Consider the following 20,825-nt stretch of genomic DNA (forward strand, 5'->3'; position numbering starts at 1 on the left):
TTAATCCCTAGACTAAGTTCCTTCTTTCCTTATTACCCGAATACTCCTAAGCCTTCTCATTTTGCATGTAATCAGTATATTCCGGCACCGCTACACATGATTGCCAAAACTAGGTTTCCCGCGAAAGAATGGCGTTATCCGGTCACCACCGGATTTTCCCGATGAGTTCCGATAGTCGTTTGCGCTCTGCAGCACCTATTGGCCAATGCTCAAGCTCGCACTTGATGCGTTCCATACTGGTGTAGCCCTTCGCCAACCCGTTTAATCTGGCTGCAATCGTCGAACTCTCGAGATCATGCGACCCGGGATACAACTGCCTTAACTTGTCTATCGCATCAGGAAATCGTTTCAGGTAATATTTCTGATGCCTTTCCTCGGCAGGATAAAAAGCAGTGTACGGCGCAATTTCCGTATCCGGCTCGTTATGACCGTTTTCTATGCGTTGACTGATCAATTTTTGGATGGCCAGCTCCTGCTCGCGATTATGGAACAACAACAGGGACAAGTACTGGCGCCCCTTATATCCATTAATATTCACCGGATTATGGTTGTCCCAGAACACCTTCAATATCTGCTCGTAAGAAATTTGTCCGGGATCGTAATCCACTTGGACCGTTTCCGAGTGATCTCCCATTCTACGGTACTCCGGCTTTTCCGTTGATCCCCCGGCGTAGCCGGTCCGGGTTCGAATTACTCCCGGAAGTTGGCCGAACAAGGCCTCCGGCGACCAAAAGCACCCCATCCCCAGCGTAGCCGTCTGCCGTTTTGCTTCCGGAACGAAGGAAGTTGGCAGGGGCATGGAGGCAGCACGACTTTGGATGGAAGCTATAGGACTATGAATGGAGGAACTGTACCTTTGCAAGGCATTTTCATCCGTTCGGGCAGTTGTTCCGGCATGGCCGTAAATGCCACAATTTCCGGCATTCTTCGGGAAGTTAGTTGACGGGTTTGACGGGTTTGACGGGTTTGACGATATTGATGGGTATGCTCGACTGGTGGGCGGCTTATTTAAAGTAACTGAATCGGAAGGAACGATTTGCTGTGACGGTAAGGGTTGCGCCGCTGGCCTTGGTGGCTGTGATTGCGTTAATGGCTGCTGCGCTTGTTGTTGCGCCTTCTCCGGCGTGTCTCTCTTCATTAACTGGAAAACCTCCCGTTAATTTAAGCAATATTCACGTTTTCATGTGATTAAATGGAAAACCTACAGTAATTTTGCGAATTTTCGCTTATTTTATATATAGCACAAAAATTAGATGGAGGTTTTCCAGTTAATTTGCCGGACCCCCCTAATAGCGAAAAAATAACTAGAGGAAACCCAGTTATTTCTTCCCATATAAAAACTGCCGAACGCTTCATGTCTGCGTTCGGCAGTTTTTTGGATTGGTTAGTTGCTCCGCTGCTTGAAGCGAAGCAACATCGTCACCGCTTCGGCCCGGGTGAGCTGCGCTTTCGGCCGCAGCAGGGCGCGTTCGTCGCCGAGCAGCAGCTGCTCCGCGATCAGCTGCCGGTAAGCTTCGGCAGCCCAAGGTTGCACTGCCTCCCGGTCCCCGAACGGAAGTAGCGGATCGGCGTCGGGCGAAACCGCGACCGGCTGCCGGCCCGGCGCGGCCAACAAGGCTCGCGCGAGGATGACCGCCATCTCGGAGCGCGTGATTTGCCGATGCGGCCGGAAGGTTCCGTCTTCGTAGCCCTCAATCAGGCCGGTCTCCATGGCTAAGACAATGGCGCCGCTGGCCCATGCGGGCCATGCCTGACGGTCCGCCGCCGCAGCGGCCGGGCTCGCGGATGCCGATGTCGCCGATGCCGCGCCGGCATCATCGCCCAGTCCGAGCAGCCGCACGAGCAGCGCGGCGAACTCGGCTCTCGTCACGCCGGCGTCCGGCCGGAACGTCCGGTCCGGATAACCGGTGACGAGGCCTTCGCGCACGGCGCGCCCGATGTCGGCCTCGGCCCAATGGCCGGCCGCGTCGGTGAAGACGGATCCCGCCGGCGGGAGACCGTCTTCCGGCCCTCCCGCGCCCGGTTCTCCGGTACCCGGACCGGAGCCGCCGCTGCCAGGACCCTCCCCGGTCTCAGGGGCGTCAGTTCCGGCGCCCTGTCCCGGGGCAGTCCCCGGGCCCGAGCCGGGACTCGGGTTCGTACCGGTTCCGGGGCCTGGGCCGGGGTTCGTGCCGGTTCCCGGATTCGTGCCCGGATCGGGGTTGGTCCCCGGGTCCGGCGGAGCGGCTTGCACCGTAAGATCCGCCGTTGCCGTCAGCCCTTCGTAAGTTGCCCTGATTACTGTGCTGCCGGGTGAAACTCCCGTGACGAGTCCCCCTTCGCTTATGATGGCCAGCGCCGGATCACTCACCGTCAGCGCACTGTCCCGAGTAACCGGAACTACATCGCCGTTAGAATAGGCGGCCTTCACTTCACTTTGTACCGTTTTCCCGGCAACTACTTTGTAAGTAGGTACGCCGAACTCCAGGCCCACCAGCAGCGGCGTGAATTCAATCACGAGCGGCTTGGCCATGAGAGCTCCCTCTTTCAAAGCGGTTACCGTCGCCAACCCGGGAATGGACGAGCTTAAACTCGCAGTATAAATCCCGTACACCCCCTCGGTGACCGTGCTTAATTGCCCCAAATCGCTTTCGAATACTAGCGGGCCCCCGCTCTCCGTCAGCGCGTTGCCCAAAGCATCGTAAACGTGCAGCGTAACCGTCGCCACGCTGCTGCCATCTGCAGGCAGCCGCGTAACGTCGGCGCTCAGGATCGAGTGCGCGCTGTCCGGGGCGCCCGCCGTGAATTTAACCTTCGCCTCCAGCCCGAAAGGCTGGCCGTTCAAGACAGCCTGCACCGTTGATGTTCCCGTCCGCCGCGAAGCGAGCTCCGCCTCGTAAACGCCAAACGACGTCTCCGTCACCGGACCGACGTCCCCGAACGAGGCGTCAAAAGACACGGCGCCTCCGCTGCGCGTCAAGGCGTTGCCGAAGCGGTCCCGCAGCTCCAGCTTCAGCTTGACGGAGCTGCTCCCGTCCGCGATCGCCGTGCTCGGCGCCGCGATTAGCGAAGACTTCTCCGCATCTGGAGCTGCGGAAGTAATGTCCCAGGCCAGCTCGCCTGGCACGGCCAAGCCGTTAATTTTGGCGGACACCGTCACGCTTCCGAGTCCGTAAGGCTCCAGCTCCGCGGTAAATTTGCCGTCCCCGGTATAAGTAACCGGACCTAACGCGCCCGGCCCATCGGCGACCATCTCTACAGTGTCGGTTCCGACCGTAACGGGGTTGCCCCAATAATCCGCGAGCTGCAAGGTTACTTCCGCCTTTTCCCCGATCGGCGACGAACCTGTAGCTCCTCCGTTCCAATAAGTACCCGACAAATTAGCCAGCGTAATTTGGGACAGCTTCGGCAGGGCCTCTTCCGTCCGATTGCCGCCAATCTGATTGAAATTGTTGCCTCCCACGGCCCAGATCGATCCGTCCGCTTTCAAGACCGAAGTATGCATGCTTCCTGCCACAACCTGTACGAATCCTTCGGCACGGCTCACCCCGTCTTCTGTCTCAAGCACAGGTTTCGGCACCGGGGAATTCGACGCAGTCTGGTCCCTGCCGAGCTGGTACCTTATGTCTCCGTAAATACCCGTATTGCCTCCCCAAGTCCAAAGGCTTCCGTCCCCAAGCAAAGCCGCGGAATGAAGCAGCCCGGCCCCGATAGCCGTTACGTTTCCGAAAGGGTCTCCGTTTTCGTCCAGCACGGGTTGTGCCCGACTTTGCATGTTGTAATGGCCAAGTCCTAATTCCCCCGTTGAATTGAACCCCCAGGACCACAAGGTACCGTCATCCTTGATCGCCAAGGAATGATAGCCCGCTGCCGCCAACTGAGCGACATGATCCAGCGGCGAACCGTCATTGACGGTTACGACGACCGGATAACTGCGGGAGGTCCCCGTTCCATCCCCGAGCTGCCGGTTCTGATTGGCCCCCCAAGCCATAACCCGCCCGGTCTTTGTCAAGGCAAGCGAGTGAAACTGCCCGGCTTGAACTTTAACAATATCGGTTAAATAAGCATTTGCTGCAGTTTTCACCTGGACAGGCAACTTCGCATAATTCATATTCCCCGATGTTCCATCCCCCGCCTGTCCGTTAAAATTAATCCCCCAAGCCCAAACCGTTCCATCCTCGGCCAAAGCCAGCGTATGTGCGTCTCCCGAAGAAATTTGCGCAATCTCGGGAAGGCCTTCCACCTTTTCTGCGTACGTGGACCAATACCCATCCGTATCTCTTCCGAGCTCCTCGTTGAGATCGGCGCCCCAGGTCCAGACGGTTCCATCCTTCTTCAGCGCGACGGAAAACTGGGCTCCGGCAGCCAGTGCGGTCACATCGCTCAACAAAGATGTTTTTCCGCCGACCTGCTGATACACCGGCATAGCAAAGTTAAAAGATTGGGTCGAGCCGGTACCCAGCTGTCCCGTATAATTGACTCCCCAAGCTCGGACCGTTCCATCGCTCAGGAGCGCCAGCATATGGTCCGTTCCCGACGCAAGAAACACCGGTTTCAAAGAAGATGCGGCCTTCGTCTCCGCACGCACCGGGCTTAATGGCGCCATCAGGGCCACGGTTGTACTGAACAATGCCGCAGCCAAGGCCAGCTTGAATATCCTCTTCCATTTCACGAAGCTGTTCTCCCTTCTCCTCTAGATTTCCATCCCTTCTATTGTAAAAATCGGCCCGAATCCTGTAACCTAACTAAAGTTAACAAAGCGCGAAAAAGGGAGTATTTTGGCGCAGAAAAAAGACCGCCGGGGTCCGGCAGCCTGGTTTCCTTATTGTCCTACTTATGAAAGGACTTTATTTCGAATTTGTCCGCGATAAAAGCGCAAAAAGAGCTATTGCATTACTATGGTACTGTTCATCCGCCTTCCCGCCCAACTCAGTATTTACTACTATCAGATCAGATCAGAGCGCCAAACACTTTGATCTAACGGACACCAGAGACGCTAAACGGCCTAAAATTACTCTTTTTGAATTCTAACGGACACCAGAGACCTTAATCCTGCCAAAACACCACATTTTGTGACCGTTTTTAGAGAATAACGTCTCCTGTGTCCGTTAGCCGTTCAAAAAGTCGGCTTCGCCTACTTTAACGGCTCCTGTGTCCGTTAGAATTTCTGCGGAGCAAAAGGGAGCTTGATTACCAAGGAAAATCCCCGATCCCGTGCATGACTTCGTCGATTTCCCGCAGTTCCTCCGCAGTTAATGGCGGTTGATGGACGGCAGCGGCGTTTTCTTCGATTTGGCTTACCCGGCTGGCCCCGATGATCACGGAAGTTACGCCTCCGTCCCGCAATGCCCAGGTTAACGCCATCTGCGCGAGGCTTTGTCCCCGGCGCTCGGCGATCGCCTCCAGTTTGCGGAGTTTCCCGATCCGCTCCGCCGTGACAGCCTCCGGCTTCAAGGTCCGCGACTTGGACTCGGACTCTTCCTCCAGTTTGCGGACATATTTATTCGTCAATTGTCCCCGGCCCAACGGGCAAAAGGCTACCGATCCGGCTCCCTCTTCCCGGAGAACTTCCTGCAACCCCTGTTCAATCCAACGGTTCAACATCGAGTAATTCGGCTGGTGCACCAATAGAGGCGTTCCGAGTTGTTTCAATATTTCCGCCGCCTGCTTGGTTTCTTCAGGCCCGTAATTGGACAACCCCACATACAGCGCCTTTCCGGCTTTCACGGCATGCGCAAGCGCGCCCATCGACTCCTCCAAAGGCGTATCCGGGTCCGGACGGTGATGGTAGAAAATATCCACGTAATCCAGCCCCATCCGCTTCAGGCTTTGATCCAGGCTGGAGAGAAGGTTTTTGCGCGATCCCCATTCCCCGTACGGTCCGGGCCACATATAGTAGCCTGCTTTCGTGGTGATCAGAAGCTCATCCCGGTAAGGCCGCAGATCCTTTTTCATCACCTGCCCGAATGTCTCTTCCGCCGATCCGGCCGGTGGTCCATAGTTATTGGCGAGATCGAAATGAGTAATTCCGAGATCGAATGCGGTCGTGATCATCGCCCGGGAATTCTCAAAAGGCTTGTCGCCCCCGAAATTTTGCCACAACCCCAGCGATATCGCCGGAAGTTTGATGCCGCTTTTACCGCAGCGGTTGTAAATCATTTGCTCGTAACGCTTGTCATCCGCATGATACGGCATATATATCAACCTGCCTTTTTTATGTCATAAAATAAGAGGGCCCGTCTCTTTCGAGAATGATTATATGCCAAGACCATTAGAATATGGAATGACCGCATGTTACTTTTATATGTCATAATGTAATATGATTTATTGGATAACTCCAAAATCAAAAAAAAGACGACCCCTTGGTTCCTTACTTAAGAGGCCATCTTTTCTTCATTTGCCCTAAATCTCGCGCAGCTTCGCGTCCAGCATCCTTAACATTGCATCCTGCTTATCATGCGGTACATTGCGATACATGTCTCCTACACTAAGTTCGAAATAGCTTGTTCCCCCGTCAAAATCTCTCAGATTCCCGGTGATGCCGATCCCATATTCCTCGTAAAGCGATATCAACACCGGCTCTACCTTGTCTTTCGGAACTTCGAAATGGACGTGAAACATATTGGATACGGGCACGAGGGGCCGGGTAGCAACGCTGTGGCACCGGTTGAATCGTTCGGCGAGCACGATGGCATCACGGTAGTATTGATCCATTTTGCCGATCCGTTCTTTGAAATAGTACCCGCTGGTCAAGATATACGGATACAGACTGATCAGATCGCCGCCGTGCCGTCTTTTCCACACTTTCGACTTTTCGGTGAAGGCCGCATCCCCCGCCAGAATCGCTCCGGCAACCCCGCCGATCGTTTTGTAAAAGGAAACGTAAACACTATCGAACAATGCACAGACTTCTGCGGCCGTTTTTTGATAGTAAGGTAAAATTTCGTACAACCGCGCGCCGTCCAGATGCAGCTTGATGCCTTTCTCCCGGCAGTAAGCGGAGATCGCTTCAAGTTCGCTGAATTCGGGCAATTGCCCCCCGATTTCTCGCTGCGGCAGTTCCAACAGCAGGCAGGCGATATCCTCCTCCAGATTCGTAACGTCTTCCAACGTGATTAAACGGTCCTTATCGGCAAGCAATACCGGCTTAATGCCATGCAGCTCCTTCAGACCGTCCTCTTCATGAATCTCCAAATGGCACAACGGATGATACGCCACTTGCTGGAGATTTTTGTCGTCGCACCAGATTCTTAAGGCAATTTGCTGCGCCATCGTCCCGCTCGGAAAAAATACCGCCGTATCCTTCCCCAAATAGCTCGCCATCTCCTGTTGGAACTCTTCAATGACCCGGCCTTTGCCGTAAGTATCGCTCTCCGTCGTTCCATCGACTTGCTCCAATACCGTCTTCAACACTTCCACGTTTCTCGGACCCTGGCCCGACAGGCGGTAAGCAGTCCGGTTAAATGTTTCCGCTAGAGTTTGTTGACCGCTCATAATAGTTTGCTCCTTTTCCTCTTCCCTTTTTCCTTTTCCCTTTTCCCGTTCCCGCTTTGAACAGAAATCCACACACAGTAACCTTATTCTATCACTTCTTCAGGCAATCGTAACAATCTCGTACCGCTGCGCCAACTCCATAAAACGTCCCATGCTCGAAATTTCCCCGGCAGTCATCTCGTCGCAAATCCCGTAATAATCCACGCAAGTCCCGCAGGCCAGTACGGGTACGCCTTGAGCGGCCAACTCCCGAAGATGCAAGGAAGCAAAAGATTGCTCCGTAAGCGCAAGCACGCCCCTGTTAACGCAAAACACCGCCGCCGGAAGCGGCTCCTGTTGTTTTAAAAGCGTAAAAAAGGTTTCCAATAGCTGCGTTCCCAGCTCCCGATCCCCATTTCCCATACTGTCCGTCGTCAAAAAGATCACTTTTTCCTTCATGCCGCTTTCCTCCGTTATTTGGATATAGTTCATTATTAAAAACTCGAGATATTTACCTGGTTGTCGGATTCACCGTAAAGATGAAAGATTTGCATTTATGTATCCCACAATGTGGTTCCAACTGGTTCGAATGATTCACCTTACCTTGCACGCTTTTTGTCTGCTGTTGCTCTGCTATTTGATTCTAGCGTTTTACCGTATTTCCTTCCACAGCGCTTAAGAAACTTTAGGATTAGCCTACTTAATTGTGGGTCATCTATTCTCCCAGTCATACTTCCTTCCGCGCGTTTAAAGTAACTGTAATGAAATGAGCGTATCGGGTGCTCCAGTAAATAAATTACTTGAATCAACCAATGGCGATTGTGGTGCTGTGGCGCGGAAAGATATAGCTGGGCCAGGTAACATTGCTCGCATCCCGCATTCCGTTGTTACGAATTTCATTGGGCAAATGACCGGCGGTTTGATGATCAAAAAAATTCTAACGGACACAGCGGACGTTATTGACCTGAAATCCGTGACTTTATAAATCTAACGGACACAGGAGACCTTAATCTCCTCGTTGGGCATCAATTTGAAGCAAATTGCTACCAATAAGGGCTCTGGTGTCCGTTAGATTCGGAAAGCAGCCGTTTTGAACACTTTAAGGGCTGTCATGTCCGTTAGAATTTTTGGCCTCTGGAGTGGATGTTCGAGCGAAACGTATGGCATTCCCGCCTGCTGACAAGCATACAATTGGGAGAAGAAGGGACAGGGTGATCTGACGGAACAACGCCTTTCCCTATATACTCCTTAAAGGACGCGATGCTTGTGAATCTCTTATCTAGCAGAACGAAGGCCTATCTTTTTCGCCGATCCTGTCTGAAAGCATCTCTAATTATCGCCGGTTCCGTCATCCAGGGATTCGGCATGGGCGTATTTCTGTTTCCGCATGCCATCCCTCCCGGCGGGGCAGGGGGACTCGCATTGCTGCTGAACCATTGGTTTTCCTTCCCCATGAGCATCGGCTTCTGGCTGATGAACTTTCTGTTTCTATTGACCGCGATCCCGTTTCTCGGAACGGTCAGCACCGTCGGCACGATCGGCGTGATCACAACCACTTCGGTGTCCGTTAATATTTTCGGCGTCTACTTCGACAGCCCGCTCGGCAATGTTTGGTTCGATCTGCTGGCCGGTTCGGTCTTGCTCGGAATCGGCATCGCCGTTTTATTAACCCAACGTTTTTCCAACGGAGGCATCGGGTTTGCGGCGCTTGCCTTGTCCAGGCAAAAGCATTTCGATCCAGGCAAAACGCTGTTCTGGATGAACGGGGCGATCTTTATCCTCACGGCCTGCGTCATCGACTGGATGATTATTGTCCAGGCCCTTCTTTGCCAGTGGATCTCCACCAGCATCGTGAGCTGGTTATACAGCACCTCTTTTCCGGCAAGACCCCTTTACGCCTGGCGCGGAAAAAGAGGCCGCTGAAGCCGCTGATTTCGCAATCGCCTGTAAAAGTGGTGCCCCTGTCCATAATCCGCCCGACGTTCAACTTCCCTTACCCGATTAGGCAAATTCGTCAATCCGTAGCTTCCGACAGCGCACCATATACTCCAACGATCCCAATAGCTTCCAACTCCATATACACACTACCTCACAGCGACTCCAACGATCCCAGTAACTCTAGCTCCATACGCATTCTACCTTCACAGTAACTCCGACCATCCCAATAACTCCTAACTCCATACACATTCTGCCTCCACAGTAACTCCGACCATCCCAGTAACTCAGTAACTCATCAATTCCTGGAACCTAGCGTAGCGGATCCACCCCCGGTTTCTTCCCGCACCAGCCCTGTACCAACTTGGTTGGAAAAATTACAACCATTCCCTGCAAACTCATGCCTTCAAGCCGCTTCATTGGATAAAATCCAGCCAAAACGGCTCAATTTGACATCAGCTGCCCAAAATCCCGAGTCATGATTGGATTTTGTCCAATCAAGTACAATAATTTTCCCGAATTCCCCCGCCTGATTGGATTTTGTCCAATGAAAAGAGAAAGGAGAGAGAATTCGGCGAAACAGCAAAACAAGCTGCCCAAGGATTCATTCTTCCATCCTTGAGCAGCTTGTTTTAGTAAAATGGTCAGCCTTTCACCGCGCCTTCGGCGATGCCGGCGAAAATGTATTTCTGCAGCAGCAGATAAATCACGATGGTCGGCAGCAGCACGATGAGAATCGCCGCGGACAGCTGGCCGAAATCCGAAGACCGCTGGCCGACGAAGGTCATTAGCGCCGTCGACAGCGTATGCAGCCCTTTCGAAGGCATGTACAGGTACGGAATATACATGTCGTTCATGATATCCACCGCTTTAATGATTGCCAGCGTGGCCGAAGCCGGCAGCAGCAACGGGAAGATGATTTTCCGGAAAATCGTGGTATACGTGGCTCCGTCGATCATGGCGCTCTCATCGAGCTGGCTGGAAATCTTTTCGATGAATTGCAGGAAAATAAAGATTTGCAGCAGATCGGTTCCCGCGTAAATCAAGAGCGGAGCAAAGATCGTGTCATACAGCCCCATCGACTTGATGATCTGAAAACGGGAGACCTCCGTCGTATAAAACGGGATGACCATCGCGACCATGAACATGGCCATAATGGCTTTTTTCAGCTTGAAATTAAACCGGTTCAAAATGTAGGCGGTCATGGAACCCAACACCGTATTCAGGATGACGCTGACTACCACGAGAACCGCGGTATTGCGGAACCCGACGAGCATATTGCCCGTCTCGAACGCCGTCTTCAAATTGCCGAACTGCCAGGACTCGGGAAGCGACAGCGGAGATGTCTTCATCAACTCGGGACCCGTCTTGAACGCGGTAAACACATTGATCAGAATCGGGAACAGGACGACCAGGCTGATCAAGCCGAACAGCAAGTAGATTCCTAAGGTGGTCCACCATTTTTGCCCTACCGAAGGCCGGTAGCCCGTGGCGGCGGGAGTTGCCGGAGCGGTCTTCATCAGTTGTCCTCCTTCCCGCCGAACAGCTTGCCTTGAAGCTGGGTGAAGATGATGATCATCAGCATCAGCATGACGGCGAGCGCCGAAGCAAGCCCGTAGTTGTTGTATTTAAACGCCGATTGGATCGTGTACACGGTAAACGTGGTACTGGCTGTCCCCGGACCGCCTTGGGTCATCAGGAACGGAATGTCGAACACCTGGAGCGCTCCGCGCACATTCAGGAACAATACGATTTCGATGACCCGGCTGATGCCCGGCACCGTAATGTATCTGAATTTCTGGAAGCCGTTGGCTCCGTCGATGGTAGCCGCTTCATAGAGATCGTAAGGCACCGACTGCAGCCCGGCCAGGAACAGGATGACGTGGAACCCGCTGAACCGCCAGAGCGATACGGCCACCAGCGAATAGTTGACGACGCCGGGATCGCTGAGCCAGTTCTGGATCAAGCCTTCAAGTCCGACCAAATCCAGCAGCGCGTTAAACGGCCCGTTGATCGGGTTGTACAGATAGCTGAAAATATAGGCCACGGCAACGCCGTTCAGGATATAAGGCATGAACACCATGGACCGGAAAAAACGGCTGGCCCGGATTTTGTTGTTCAGCAAAACCGCGATCGAGATTTCAAGCGGAATAAATACCAGATGCATAATAAAATAGAGCAGATTGTTTCCGAGCGCATCCCAAACGCCGTCGGTCTGAAAGGCGGCGATGTAATTTTTGAAGCCGACGTAATTGAACGTCTTGGAAATCCCGTTCCAGTCGGTCAAGCTGAATTGAAACAGCTTGACCGTAGGATATAGGAGGAACAGCATCAGCAGGCCGACCGGTATGGCCAAAAAGCCGAATATCACAAGTTTCTTCTGCAAGTTGTAGTTCATCTCATCCACGTCCCTCCAAGCAGCGGCATATTATTTATTTTTTCTGGCTTCGGTCCACTTGGCATTCAGGTCTTTCACGATTTCGTCCACGGACTTCCCGGCCATCATCTCTTGACCCAGCGCCTTCACGTCCAGTTGGATCGCGTTGGACAGCTCGGTGTAAGCCGCGTCGCCCGGAATGTACATGAATTTCTCCGGCTGGTTCGAGGCATAGAACGTTTTCAGAAAAGGAACGTCCGATTCGACGCCTTCAAAGGCGGTATCCAGCTGCGCACCGTTCAGATATTCCTTGTAAACTTCCGGCGAGTAGAACCATTCCATGAAAGCTTTAGCCTCTTCTTGGTGCTTGGAAGAACTGCTGATTCCGTAAAAATGGTCCGTAAACATCATCAGTTTGAGCGGCGTATCCTCGGTTTGGCGGTAAGGCATCGGAAAAGCGGCCAAATCGTCCAGATTCCCGGCTTTGGCTTCATAAGTAGGCACGAACCATAGACCGGAGGCCATCACGGCCGCCTGTTTGGAAATGAACAGGTCGTTGGCCTGGTCGGCGCCGATTCCGAGCGGATCCGGGCCCATAACGCCGGCATTATACATTTCGGCGATTTGCGTATAGCCTTGATAGAATGGGGTTCCCTCTCCGAATGGAGCGTCTTCCTTGGCAAGATCGCTCAAGTAGCTCTCTTTATCGGAGATAATATGCGGCAGAAACTCGTTGAACGGATAGTCCGGCCAAGCATCTTTTCCGCCCATCGCGTAAGGGATGTATTTGCCGTCGTCTTTGATTTTTTTGAGCAGATCCATGAACTGCGGCCAGGTGGTAGGCACTTGCAGGTTCAATTCCTCGAACACGCTTGGGTGATAGTACACCAGTTCCGGGAAGGATACCGAAGGAATGGCCAAAATTTTGCCGTCCACGGCGTAGTTTTTGGCATAAATGTTTTTCGATACGACGCCGAGATCGTCGAGCGGAATAAGCTGCTCTTTAAAATCGGCCAGCCAGTTCGGCTTCAGCTCGATCAGGTCCGGAAGCGCGTCGCCGCCAGCTCTGACCTTGATGGCCTGCAAATAATCGCTGTCGCTTTTGAACGATTCCACTTCCACCTTCACGTTGGGATTCACGCTGCTGTATTCCTTCACTTTTTCGGTCAAAAAGGTAATAAAATCGTTATTGGAGTCCCACATGGCCAGCTTTAAAGTGACCTTTTCCGCTTTCGCTCCGCTGTTTGCGGTGCCGCCGTTCTCTTCCGCCGATTTGCCGGAGCCGCCGGAGCATCCCGATAAAGCCGTCAGGACCATCGTGCAGATGAGCAGCAAGGTTGCCCATTTTTTTGTTCTCATACTATGACCTCCCGTGATTTTGGTAGTAACCTGGCCTCGGTTCGGCGGATGAAAGCGCCGCCATTCAGGGGCGTTTCGCATCGCTCAGGTTCTTTTCATGGTTCATTATAGCTAGGATGGATGCGCTTTCACTTGTTCCTTTTTATCCTTTTTTTCTCTCTTTCTATCCACTTTCGTTTATGGCGCATCCGACTCGTTATCGCAGGCTTTCCCGGTATTCCAGCGGCGTTTTGCCCGTGACCCGCTTGAATACCTTCGTAAAGTGCCCCTGGTTCGGATATCCGACCTTCTCCCCGATTTCGTACAGCTTCATGCCGCTCTTCATCATCTGAATGGACGTTTCAATCCGTTTCCGGGCTACATACTCGATAAAGGTCTCGCCCATTTCCTTGGCAAACACCTTGCTCAAGTAATTCTCGCTGATGCCCGCCATCTCGCTGGCGCCCGTAAGCGACAAAGGCTCATTGTAATGGAGATCGATCCACTGCTTCACCTTGTCCACCAGTCTCGGCACCGTCTCGGCCGCCCGGAACGCGGGATGGACGGCCCGAGCCGCCTGTCCCGCGAGGGTGAGGATGTACTCGTTGATTTCGGCAATCGAGTTCATGTACTCCACCCGGCGAACCGGCGGTTCGTCCTGATCCGTAATTTGCCGCCAATCCAGCCCCTGGGCTCTCAACAGCGAGCTAAGCTCCCAAAGCAATGCCTTGTAAGGCTGTAACGCAGCCTCAACGGACAGAAGCCGCATTTCGGTCATTACCTTCAGACCCGCGTTCAACTCCTGCTCCCATTCCGCATTCCCTTGCTCCATGTCCCGAATCAGCCGGGGAATATTCCATACCCCGTCATGCGCATGGCCCTCCGCCGCGGAAACCGGCATCGCTTCCGCAAAGAACACCTGCCCGCTCCCGCGAAAGAAACGCAGCTGCGCCAAATGCATGGCCTGCCGGTAGAGACCGGCCCAGTCCTGCCTGTTCGACGACGGATCGGCAAGTCCAACCGCGCCGTTGACATTGACGTATTGCTGAAGATGGCTTAACGCTTTTTGCATTACCTCCGTGAACAGGCTTCTGAAGGCTTGGCCGCTAAGCCGGGCGGGCACGAACACCAGCACCGCATACTCCAGCACGGATAGCGGAGCCATTACGATTTCCAGCCCGTACCCTTCGACCACCTGCCTGATCGTGTGCATCACGAACCGGGATTGCTGATCCTGGATCCCGAGCGGCCGTCCGTACACCCGGTCAAGCAAGACGCAGCCCATACCCTGGCGAAAGCCTGCACGATCGCCCCACCACATCCGAAACTGTTCCAGGCCGTCGTCGGCACCTCGAACGGAGACCGCCGGGTCCGGCTCGGCTCCACCGGATTGCACCGCCTGGAACAGCCACTGCTCCTGCTGCTTCTGGCGGATGGAACGGGCCTCCTGCTCTTTTCGTTCGCTTTCGCTCGTCTTTGCCCGAATCAAATCGACCGCTTTACGAATCACGGGCGATACCTTACTCTCCTCCAAATCGTTTTTGATCACGTAATCGCAAGCACCGTACAAAAAGGCTTCCCTCACGTACCCGTAATCGGAATAGGCGCTCAAAACGAGAACCACGATCTCTCCGCCGTCATCGAGGCCGCGAAGTTCTTTCATAAATTCAATGCCGTTCATGAGCGGCATCTGCATATCTACCAGCACCAAGTCGATGCTTTCATCTTGAATCCGTTTCAACGCTTCCCGCCCATTGGAAGCCTCGGCCGCGATTTCGCAACCGAACCGTTCCCAGGGAATCAACTCCCTCAGGGCAATCCTAACGATCGGCTCGTCATCCACCAGCAGCACCCTGATCATTCCCGCTCCTCCTTCTCCTTAGCATGGGGCGCCTCCCATAATAACGGCAGTACTACCAAGACGCTCGTCCCTTCGCCCCAAACGCTGGTTATTTCGAGTCCGTAGGCCTCTCCGTAATTGAGCCGGATGCGCTCCTGCACGTTTCTCATCCCAAGCCCGCTGAAGCTCTCTTTGCTCTTCACTCTCCGTTCCAGCAGGAAGGGAAGTTCCTCTTCCTTGATGCCCACTCCGTCATCTTCGATCGTAAAGCGGCAGCAGCCGTCACCCAATTCTCCGAAAACGGAAATGTTGCCGCGCGTTTCCCTTTCGTGCAAACCGTGAATGATCGCATTCTCGATGATCGGCTGCAGCAACAGCTTCAAAATGTAGGCCTGCCCGATTTCCGGATCCACTTCGTAATGAATATCGAATAAATCGCCGTAGCGGATTTTCATAATCCGGATATAATCGTCGAGCAGCGAAATCTCCTCGCCCACCGTCGCGTACATGCCTCCCCGATTAAACGTGGACGACAGCAGCTTGGTCAGAGCGTCGGTCATCTTCTGGATGTTTTCCGATTTGGAGATCGTCGCCATCAGTTTGATCGTATTCAGCGTATTCAGCAAAAAATGCGGGTTGATCTGCGATTGGAGCGCCCTGATTTCCGCCAGGCGTTTCTGGTCTTCCTGCTCCTTGGCTTCGGCGAACAAGCGGTCCATATTGGCGACCATTTCGTTGAATGCGTGTCCGAGCACGTAAATTTCCAGCGGCCCCGACGCTTCCAGCTGGGTCTTCAAATTGCCCGATTTGATGTAAGCCATCCCCTTAAACAGCCGGATAATCGGATTGACGATGCTGCGCACCAGCCAATAGGAAGCGATCAAAAACACGATCAGCCCGCCCACCGAGAACAGAATGATTTTGCTGAACACGCTTTTTACCTGATCGATAATTTGCTCGTACGGCACGACCTTGACATATTTCCAACCCAAATCGGACGTCGTATAGATGACATAGGACTGCACATTGTTCACGGTCTTCACGTAACTGCCCTTCGCGCCGGAAAGCGCCGGCTGCAGATATTCATATCCGCCCATTCCGTCATGCAGCGCTTGGTCGTCATTCGAGGCCATCACTTGGCCTTCCGGGCCCACTACGTAAATGTCTCCGCCGCCCCCGCCGCTCACATCCAGCCGTTCCATGAAATCGGAGGAACGAAACACGCAATAGATCATCTCGACATTGTAAAATAAGGTGCTGTATTTCGGAGACACGGCCACCGTAAAGTAATATTCGCCATCCGGTATGCTTGAAGCGCTTTCCTGAATCCCCATAAGATGAACCTTGTTTTTCCGCTCTTCGGTGTCTTCGTACCAACCCATGCGGCGTAGCCCCGCCACATCGACATCCATGTTTCTTTTGTAGGCATACGAACCTTCATCTTTGTAAAAAAACAGCACGCTCGCCACATCGGGCGTATAGTGAAAATAATTGTTCAACTGCTTGTCGAGCGCTTTCCGCAAATCAAACTGACTAAGGGCCCCGTCGTTTTTATGGATGGCTGCCGACGTCGAGATTACTTGATCGTCATTGGCAATGGCCGATACGGTATTGATGATCATGCGCGCTTTGGAATCAAAACCGTCCGACTGCTGTTCCAGCGTCTGCATCGCCTGCGACGTCGTATTGTTCAACAGAATGGAATTCAGCGACCTCACCGAATACGAAGTGACGAGCAGGATCGGAACCGTAATCATCAGAAAAAAGGATGTGTTCAAAATCTTCGAAATGCTCCAACGGTTTCGCTCAATGTATTTTCGCCAATGTTTCACGCCGCTCTCTCCTCATGCCGGTTTCTTGGATTCGATGGTCTTGACTATGCCCGCATATCATCGCGGTAACCCCAGTCTAGACACCCCTGGAACCGTTTACAATTGTTGTTTTGGTGTTTTTTTTATACTTTTTTATTCTATATCGGCAATTCGTCCCGGCACTCTTCGTCCTGCACCGTCCATGATATAACCCGAATCGGCCGACCGGGTATCCCTGCCCGCGAACTTTAAGTATAATGAAGGCAGAATCTTCAAGTAGTTGGGGGTAGAACGATGGGACTTTTTTCTTTCTTGAAAGGCCAGTTTATTGAAGTCATCGAATGGCTGGATGAATCCGCAAATTCCAGCACGATGGTGTACCGCTTTCCAGTATACGATAATGCGATCAAAATGGGCGCCAAGCTGATTGTCCGCGAATCTCAAGCCGCGGTGTTCGTGAACGAGGGACAAATCGCCGATGTGTACGGCCCCGGCACTTATACGTTGTCCACGCAAAACATGCCGCTGCTAACCGCGCTTAAGTCTTGGCCGCATGCGTTCAATTCGCCGTTCAAAGCGGATGTATACTTCGTAAGCACGACCAACTTCACCAATTTGAAATGGGGTACGACGAACCCGGTCATTCTGCGGGATACCGAATTCGGCCCCATCCGGTTGCGGGGCTTCGGAAGCTACGCCTTCCGCGTCAAGGAACCGGCCCTATTCCTGAAGGAATTGTTCGGAACGCGCAGCGATTTCACCACCGAGCAGATTTCGGGGCATTTAAAATCGATCCTGGTCACCGGCATCAGCGACTTGATCAGCGAATCCCGCATTCCCGTCATGGACCTGGCTTCTTCCTATGAGGAACTGAGCGCCCTGGGGATGGAACGCCTGCAGCCGCATTTCGAAAGCATGGGCCTGTTCCTGTCGCTGCTGCTGATCGAAAATCTGTCGCTGCCGCCGGAGGTCGAGCAGATGATCGACCGCAAATCGTCGATGAACATCGCGGGCAACCTGGACCAGTACATGAAATATCAAACCGCCGAGGCGATCCGCGAGGCGGCCAATAACCCGGACTCCGGCGCGGCCGGAACGGGGGCCGGACTTGGCGCCGGGATGGCGATGGCCCAGATGATGGGCCAGATGATGAACAAGCCGGCCGAGCCGGCGCCCGCTGCGAACGGCGGAGGCCAGGCAGCCGGGAATGCCGCAGGGAACGGCGTTCCTAAACGGTTCTGCTCGGAATGCGGCTCGCCGCTGACGGAAAACGCGAAATTCTGTTCCGGCTGCGGCACGAAAGTGTAGGGGATGGCGATGGAAGCTTCAGCACCCAAAGGAGCCGCTGCGAAGGCTCCCGTATCGTTTCCCTGCTCCGGCTGCGGCGGACCGATGCTGTTCGACTCCGAAGCGCAAAACCTGAAATGCCAATATTGCGGCCGCGAAGAGGCCATTGAAGATTCCGGCAGCCCGCCCGTGGAGTATGATCTGGATCTGACGGAGACGGATGAGGAGAATGCCGACCTGACCGATTGGGGCTTCCGGAAGCAGACGCTGCATTGCGAAAGCTGCGGCGGCGATATCGTGCTTCCCGAGCTGGAAACCGCGGCGATTTGCCCTTTTTGCGGATCGTCCAAGGTGTTGCCTCTGGAAGACTCGACCAGCATCAAACCGGAAACGGTCATTCCGTTTCAGATTTCCATGGAACAGGCCATGTCTAATTTCAAGACGTGGAAATCCAAACGGTGGTTCGTGCCGAACGCCTTAAAGAAAGGCAGTATCAACTCGCGCTTGTCCGGCTTGTATATCCCATACTGGACCTTCGATGCCGAAACCGACTCGGTTTATACGGCGGAACGCGGCGACTATCATTACCGTACCGTCACGCACACCCGGACCGTCGACGGCAAAACCGAAACGTATACGACCCAGGAACGATACACCGTTTGGCACCGGGTCAGCGGCGAGTATGACCGCTGGTTCGACGACGTGCTGGTCCCGGCCTCCAGGCGGTATGACGGAAAACTGCTTGATAAGCTGGATAACTTTGACCTGTCCAGGCTGAAAGAATACCGGCCTGAATACTTAAGCGGCTTTATGGCCGAGAAATACTCCGTGTCCCGCAGCGAGGGCTGGCAGGAAGCCAAAGCGCGGATCGACCAGGCGATTGAGGACGGCATCGAGAAGCAGATCGGCGGCGATGAAATCCGCGGGCTGCATACGCGTACCCAATACAGCGGACTTACCTACAAGCACATGCTGTTGCCGGTATGGAACGCAAGCTACGCTTACCGCGGCAAGCCTTACCGCTACATGGTCAATGCGCAGACCGGACTGGTTTCCGGCACCGTACCGCGCAGCCCGTGGAAAATCACTTTTTTCGTATTGTTCTGCGTGGCAGCGGTCCTTCTAGTAGTGTTTTTTGTATCGCAAAGCCAGTAGCGCTTATTTATCCGCTATGAAAAAAAAGCCCGGATCCTGAACGAAATCAGGGTCCGGGCTTTTGCGGTTAATTCATTTTCAGCGTATAAAATTCCAGCGTATCCGAATATTTCGAGGCTTCGGAAACAGGGTCCCGGTAGTCCGCTTCCCCGTAATACCATATCAGGGAATCTCCGTTCACCAGCGGGGTCATATTCCCCGGAAGCGGTACCCCCGGTAAAGCCTCCGGTTCTCCAAGCAGATTTCCCTGCCCGTCCATCACCGCGGCATGCAGTACCGGCTCGTTCTCGTAGCCCTCTTCTTCTCCCCACAGCAAAACGAATTTGTCATCTTGGAGCCGGACGAGGTGGGTTTCCTTGATCATGATCGGGGAATCGGATTCATGCTTCGTCAGCCAAACCGTCTTCACTTCCGACTCGGTTTGCGCCGTTTTCGGCACCACGCTCAAGAAGACGTTCTGTCCGCTGCCGGAAGGCTCAGCCCCGTATGCCCGGCTGGATCCGGCCGCCAAATAATGAGATTTGGACACTTCCAGTCCGCCCAAGTATCCGCCGGTATAATTGTCACCGGTTTTCCCCGCAAAGGTGATCAGATCGATCTCGCGGGTAATCTCTCCTCCCTGCTCCAGCTGCATGACGATCGAGCGGGGGTAGGCGTCGCCATGATCGACGTATACAATGCGGTTTCCGTCGAACTTCACGTAAGCGGCGAAAGAGTGGCTGACATGGTTATCGGGCCATTGTCCGCCTTTTTGCAGCACCGCCATCGTTTTCATATCGATCAGGAAGCTGATGTTCGATTGATGACGAAGTCCATCATCACTCGTATACCGCTGTCTTGTGGAGTGAATGGCGAGTTTGCCGCCGGAACTGTCCATCGTCAGGTTCCCGGCATCGAACGGTTCGGACACATAGACGTTCGCAATGTCTGCCTGGGCCAGCTTGTTCCAGCCGGAATCATATTGAACCACCCGGTAAACGGCCTTGGCATCGGATTGCTCGTCATTGGATTGGCCGTAAACGACGTAATAGTTGCCGTCTTCTCCCCGGTGAAAACCGCCGAACAGCGGAAGCTCCATCCGGACCGTAAATTCTTTTCCATTCCCGAGCGATTCGTCAAACTGCTGGATATGTATTTGTTCATCCTTCACTTGTAATAAGTTCAACGTACTTCCTTCTTTAAAAAGATAGCGCTTCGCCGGCTCAAACCAGTTGGAATAATAGTAATCGTCGGTGCCTGCGAAAACTTTGCCGGAGGTCACCGTAACGGATGCCTTGGAAGAAGTCATAATTCGGACGCTGTCGTCCGCTCTCCGCCAAATGACCGGAATGTTCAAGGCCTGTCCCAAATCGCGCAGCTTGAAATAGGTGCTGCCCCCGATATTATATGCGGCCAGCGGCGCTTCCGCCCCATTTACCGTGATTTTGGTTCCGGCGGCCGTTGCTTGTTTCCGTTCCATGCGGCCCGATCCGGCCAATTCGCCGCCGATGCTCTTATAGGCTTGTCCGGGCCGTAAATCAATGACATTGGCAGCACCGTCGAATTCCACCGCAAACCGCTTCTCCGTCGTTTCCAACGCTTTTGCCAGATCCCGCAGTTTAAAATAATTACTGCCTCCGATATTGTACCC

Annotated in this window: 14 protein-coding genes; 3 read left to right on the forward strand and 11 right to left on the reverse strand. The window is 53.6% G+C overall.

Translation table 11 applies throughout. The features are described 5' to 3' along the window. Positions 1 to 142: 142 nt before the first annotated feature. The 5 genes from msrA to ACLB09_RS17935 form a co-directional block, all read right to left on the reverse strand. Positions 143 to 862: a peptide-methionine (S)-S-oxide reductase MsrA gene (gene msrA / locus ACLB09_RS17915; protein ID WP_410771219.1), complete on the reverse strand. Its 720-nt coding sequence runs from the start codon at positions 860 to 862 to the stop codon at positions 143 to 145. Positions 863 to 1,384: 522 nt separating this feature from the next. After that, the gene (locus ACLB09_RS17920; protein ID WP_410771220.1) at positions 1,385 to 4,651 is read right to left on the reverse strand and encodes an RCC1 domain-containing protein; all 3,267 of its coding nucleotides are present in this window, start codon (positions 4,649 to 4,651) and stop codon (positions 1,385 to 1,387) included. Between the two features lie 518 nt (positions 4,652 to 5,169). Beyond that, positions 5,170 to 6,174 (reverse strand): aldo/keto reductase, encoded by a 1,005-nt coding sequence (locus ACLB09_RS17925; protein WP_410771221.1) that lies wholly within the window; start codon positions 6,172 to 6,174, stop codon positions 5,170 to 5,172. Between the two features lie 207 nt (positions 6,175 to 6,381). After that, the gene (locus ACLB09_RS17930; protein ID WP_410771222.1) at positions 6,382 to 7,473 is read right to left on the reverse strand and encodes a threonine aldolase family protein; all 1,092 of its coding nucleotides are present in this window, start codon (positions 7,471 to 7,473) and stop codon (positions 6,382 to 6,384) included. 99 nt (positions 7,474 to 7,572) lie between these two features. After that, entirely contained in the window at positions 7,573 to 7,911 is a 339-nt protein-coding gene (locus ACLB09_RS17935) for a DsrE family protein (protein WP_410771223.1), read from the reverse strand. 801 nt (positions 7,912 to 8,712) lie between these two features. On the opposite strand from ACLB09_RS17935, the gene ACLB09_RS17940 reads away from it, so the two are divergent. After that, the gene (locus ACLB09_RS17940; RefSeq protein ID WP_410771224.1) at positions 8,713 to 9,375 is read left to right on the forward strand and encodes a YitT family protein; all 663 of its coding nucleotides are present in this window, start codon (positions 8,713 to 8,715) and stop codon (positions 9,373 to 9,375) included. Positions 9,376 to 10,031: 656 nt separating this feature from the next. On the opposite strand, the gene ACLB09_RS17945 is transcribed toward ACLB09_RS17940, so the two are convergent. The 5 genes from ACLB09_RS17945 to ACLB09_RS17965 all read right to left on the reverse strand — a co-directional run bounded on the left by ACLB09_RS17945 (position 10,032) and on the right by ACLB09_RS17965 (position 16,774). Continuing rightward, the gene (locus ACLB09_RS17945; protein WP_410771225.1) at positions 10,032 to 10,907 is read right to left on the reverse strand and encodes a carbohydrate ABC transporter permease; all 876 of its coding nucleotides are present in this window, start codon (positions 10,905 to 10,907) and stop codon (positions 10,032 to 10,034) included. Then, the gene (locus tag ACLB09_RS17950; protein ID WP_410771226.1) at positions 10,907 to 11,785 is read right to left on the reverse strand and encodes a carbohydrate ABC transporter permease; all 879 of its coding nucleotides are present in this window, start codon (positions 11,783 to 11,785) and stop codon (positions 10,907 to 10,909) included. The genes ACLB09_RS17945 and ACLB09_RS17950 overlap by 1 nt, the downstream gene beginning before the upstream one ends. A gap of 30 nt (positions 11,786 to 11,815) precedes the next feature. After that, complete coding sequence (locus ACLB09_RS17955; RefSeq protein WP_410771228.1) at positions 11,816 to 13,123, reverse strand: ABC transporter substrate-binding protein; 1,308 nt, start codon at positions 13,121 to 13,123, stop codon at positions 11,816 to 11,818. Positions 13,124 to 13,319: 196 nt separating this feature from the next. Beyond that, positions 13,320 to 14,963: a response regulator gene (locus ACLB09_RS17960; protein ID WP_410771229.1), complete on the reverse strand. Its 1,644-nt coding sequence runs from the start codon at positions 14,961 to 14,963 to the stop codon at positions 13,320 to 13,322. Further along, positions 14,960 to 16,774, reverse strand: coding sequence for a sensor histidine kinase (locus ACLB09_RS17965; RefSeq protein ID WP_410771230.1), 1,815 nt, complete (start codon positions 16,772 to 16,774; stop codon positions 14,960 to 14,962). The genes ACLB09_RS17960 and ACLB09_RS17965 overlap by 4 nt, the downstream gene beginning before the upstream one ends. Positions 16,775 to 17,047: 273 nt before the next feature. Between ACLB09_RS17965 and ACLB09_RS17970 the strand changes: the two genes are divergently transcribed. Both ACLB09_RS17970 and ACLB09_RS17975 read left to right on the forward strand, forming a co-directional pair. Further along, positions 17,048 to 18,061 carry an SPFH domain-containing protein gene (locus ACLB09_RS17970; protein WP_410771231.1) on the forward strand — a complete coding sequence of 338 codons (1,014 nt, stop codon included), beginning with the start codon at positions 17,048 to 17,050 and terminating at the stop codon, positions 18,059 to 18,061. 9 nt (positions 18,062 to 18,070) lie between these two features. Next, positions 18,071 to 19,195, forward strand: a complete 1,125-nt coding sequence (locus ACLB09_RS17975; RefSeq protein ID WP_410771232.1) for a TFIIB-type zinc ribbon-containing protein — start codon at positions 18,071 to 18,073, stop codon at positions 19,193 to 19,195. 67 nt (positions 19,196 to 19,262) lie between these two features. Here ACLB09_RS17975 and ACLB09_RS17980 read toward each other — a convergent pair whose 3' ends face one another. Continuing rightward, positions 19,263 to 20,771, reverse strand: a complete 1,509-nt coding sequence (locus ACLB09_RS17980) for a hypothetical protein (protein ID WP_410771233.1) — start codon at positions 20,769 to 20,771, stop codon at positions 19,263 to 19,265. Positions 20,772 to 20,825: the final 54 nt, after the last annotated feature.

The organism is Fontibacillus forbon, from assembly GCF_046559655.1.
Lineage (GTDB): Bacteria > Bacillota > Bacilli > Paenibacillales > Paenibacillaceae > Fontibacillus.

Excerpts from the sequence above, each read along its gene's own strand:
- ACLB09_RS17925 (WP_410771221.1), bottom strand. The coding sequence starts at position 6,174 with ATGCCGTATCATGCGGATGACAAGCGTTACGAGCAAATGATTTACAAC.
- ACLB09_RS17930 (WP_410771222.1), bottom strand. The coding sequence starts at position 7,473 with ATGAGCGGTCAACAAACTCTAGCGGAAACATTTAACCGGACTGCTTAC.
- ACLB09_RS17935 (WP_410771223.1), bottom strand. The coding sequence starts at position 7,911 with ATGAAGGAAAAAGTGATCTTTTTGACGACGGACAGTATGGGAAATGGG.
- ACLB09_RS17940 (WP_410771224.1), top strand. The coding sequence starts at position 8,713 with ATGCTTGTGAATCTCTTATCTAGCAGAACGAAGGCCTATCTTTTTCGC.
- ACLB09_RS17945 (WP_410771225.1), bottom strand. The coding sequence starts at position 10,907 with ATGAAGACCGCTCCGGCAACTCCCGCCGCCACGGGCTACCGGCCTTCG.
- ACLB09_RS17950 (WP_410771226.1), bottom strand. The coding sequence starts at position 11,785 with ATGAACTACAACTTGCAGAAGAAACTTGTGATATTCGGCTTTTTGGCC.
- ACLB09_RS17955 (WP_410771228.1), bottom strand. The coding sequence starts at position 13,123 with ATGAGAACAAAAAAATGGGCAACCTTGCTGCTCATCTGCACGATGGTC.
- ACLB09_RS17960 (WP_410771229.1), bottom strand. The coding sequence starts at position 14,963 with ATGATCAGGGTGCTGCTGGTGGATGACGAGCCGATCGTTAGGATTGCC.
- ACLB09_RS17970 (WP_410771231.1), top strand. The coding sequence starts at position 17,048 with ATGGGACTTTTTTCTTTCTTGAAAGGCCAGTTTATTGAAGTCATCGAA.
- ACLB09_RS17975 (WP_410771232.1), top strand. The coding sequence starts at position 18,071 with ATGGAAGCTTCAGCACCCAAAGGAGCCGCTGCGAAGGCTCCCGTATCG.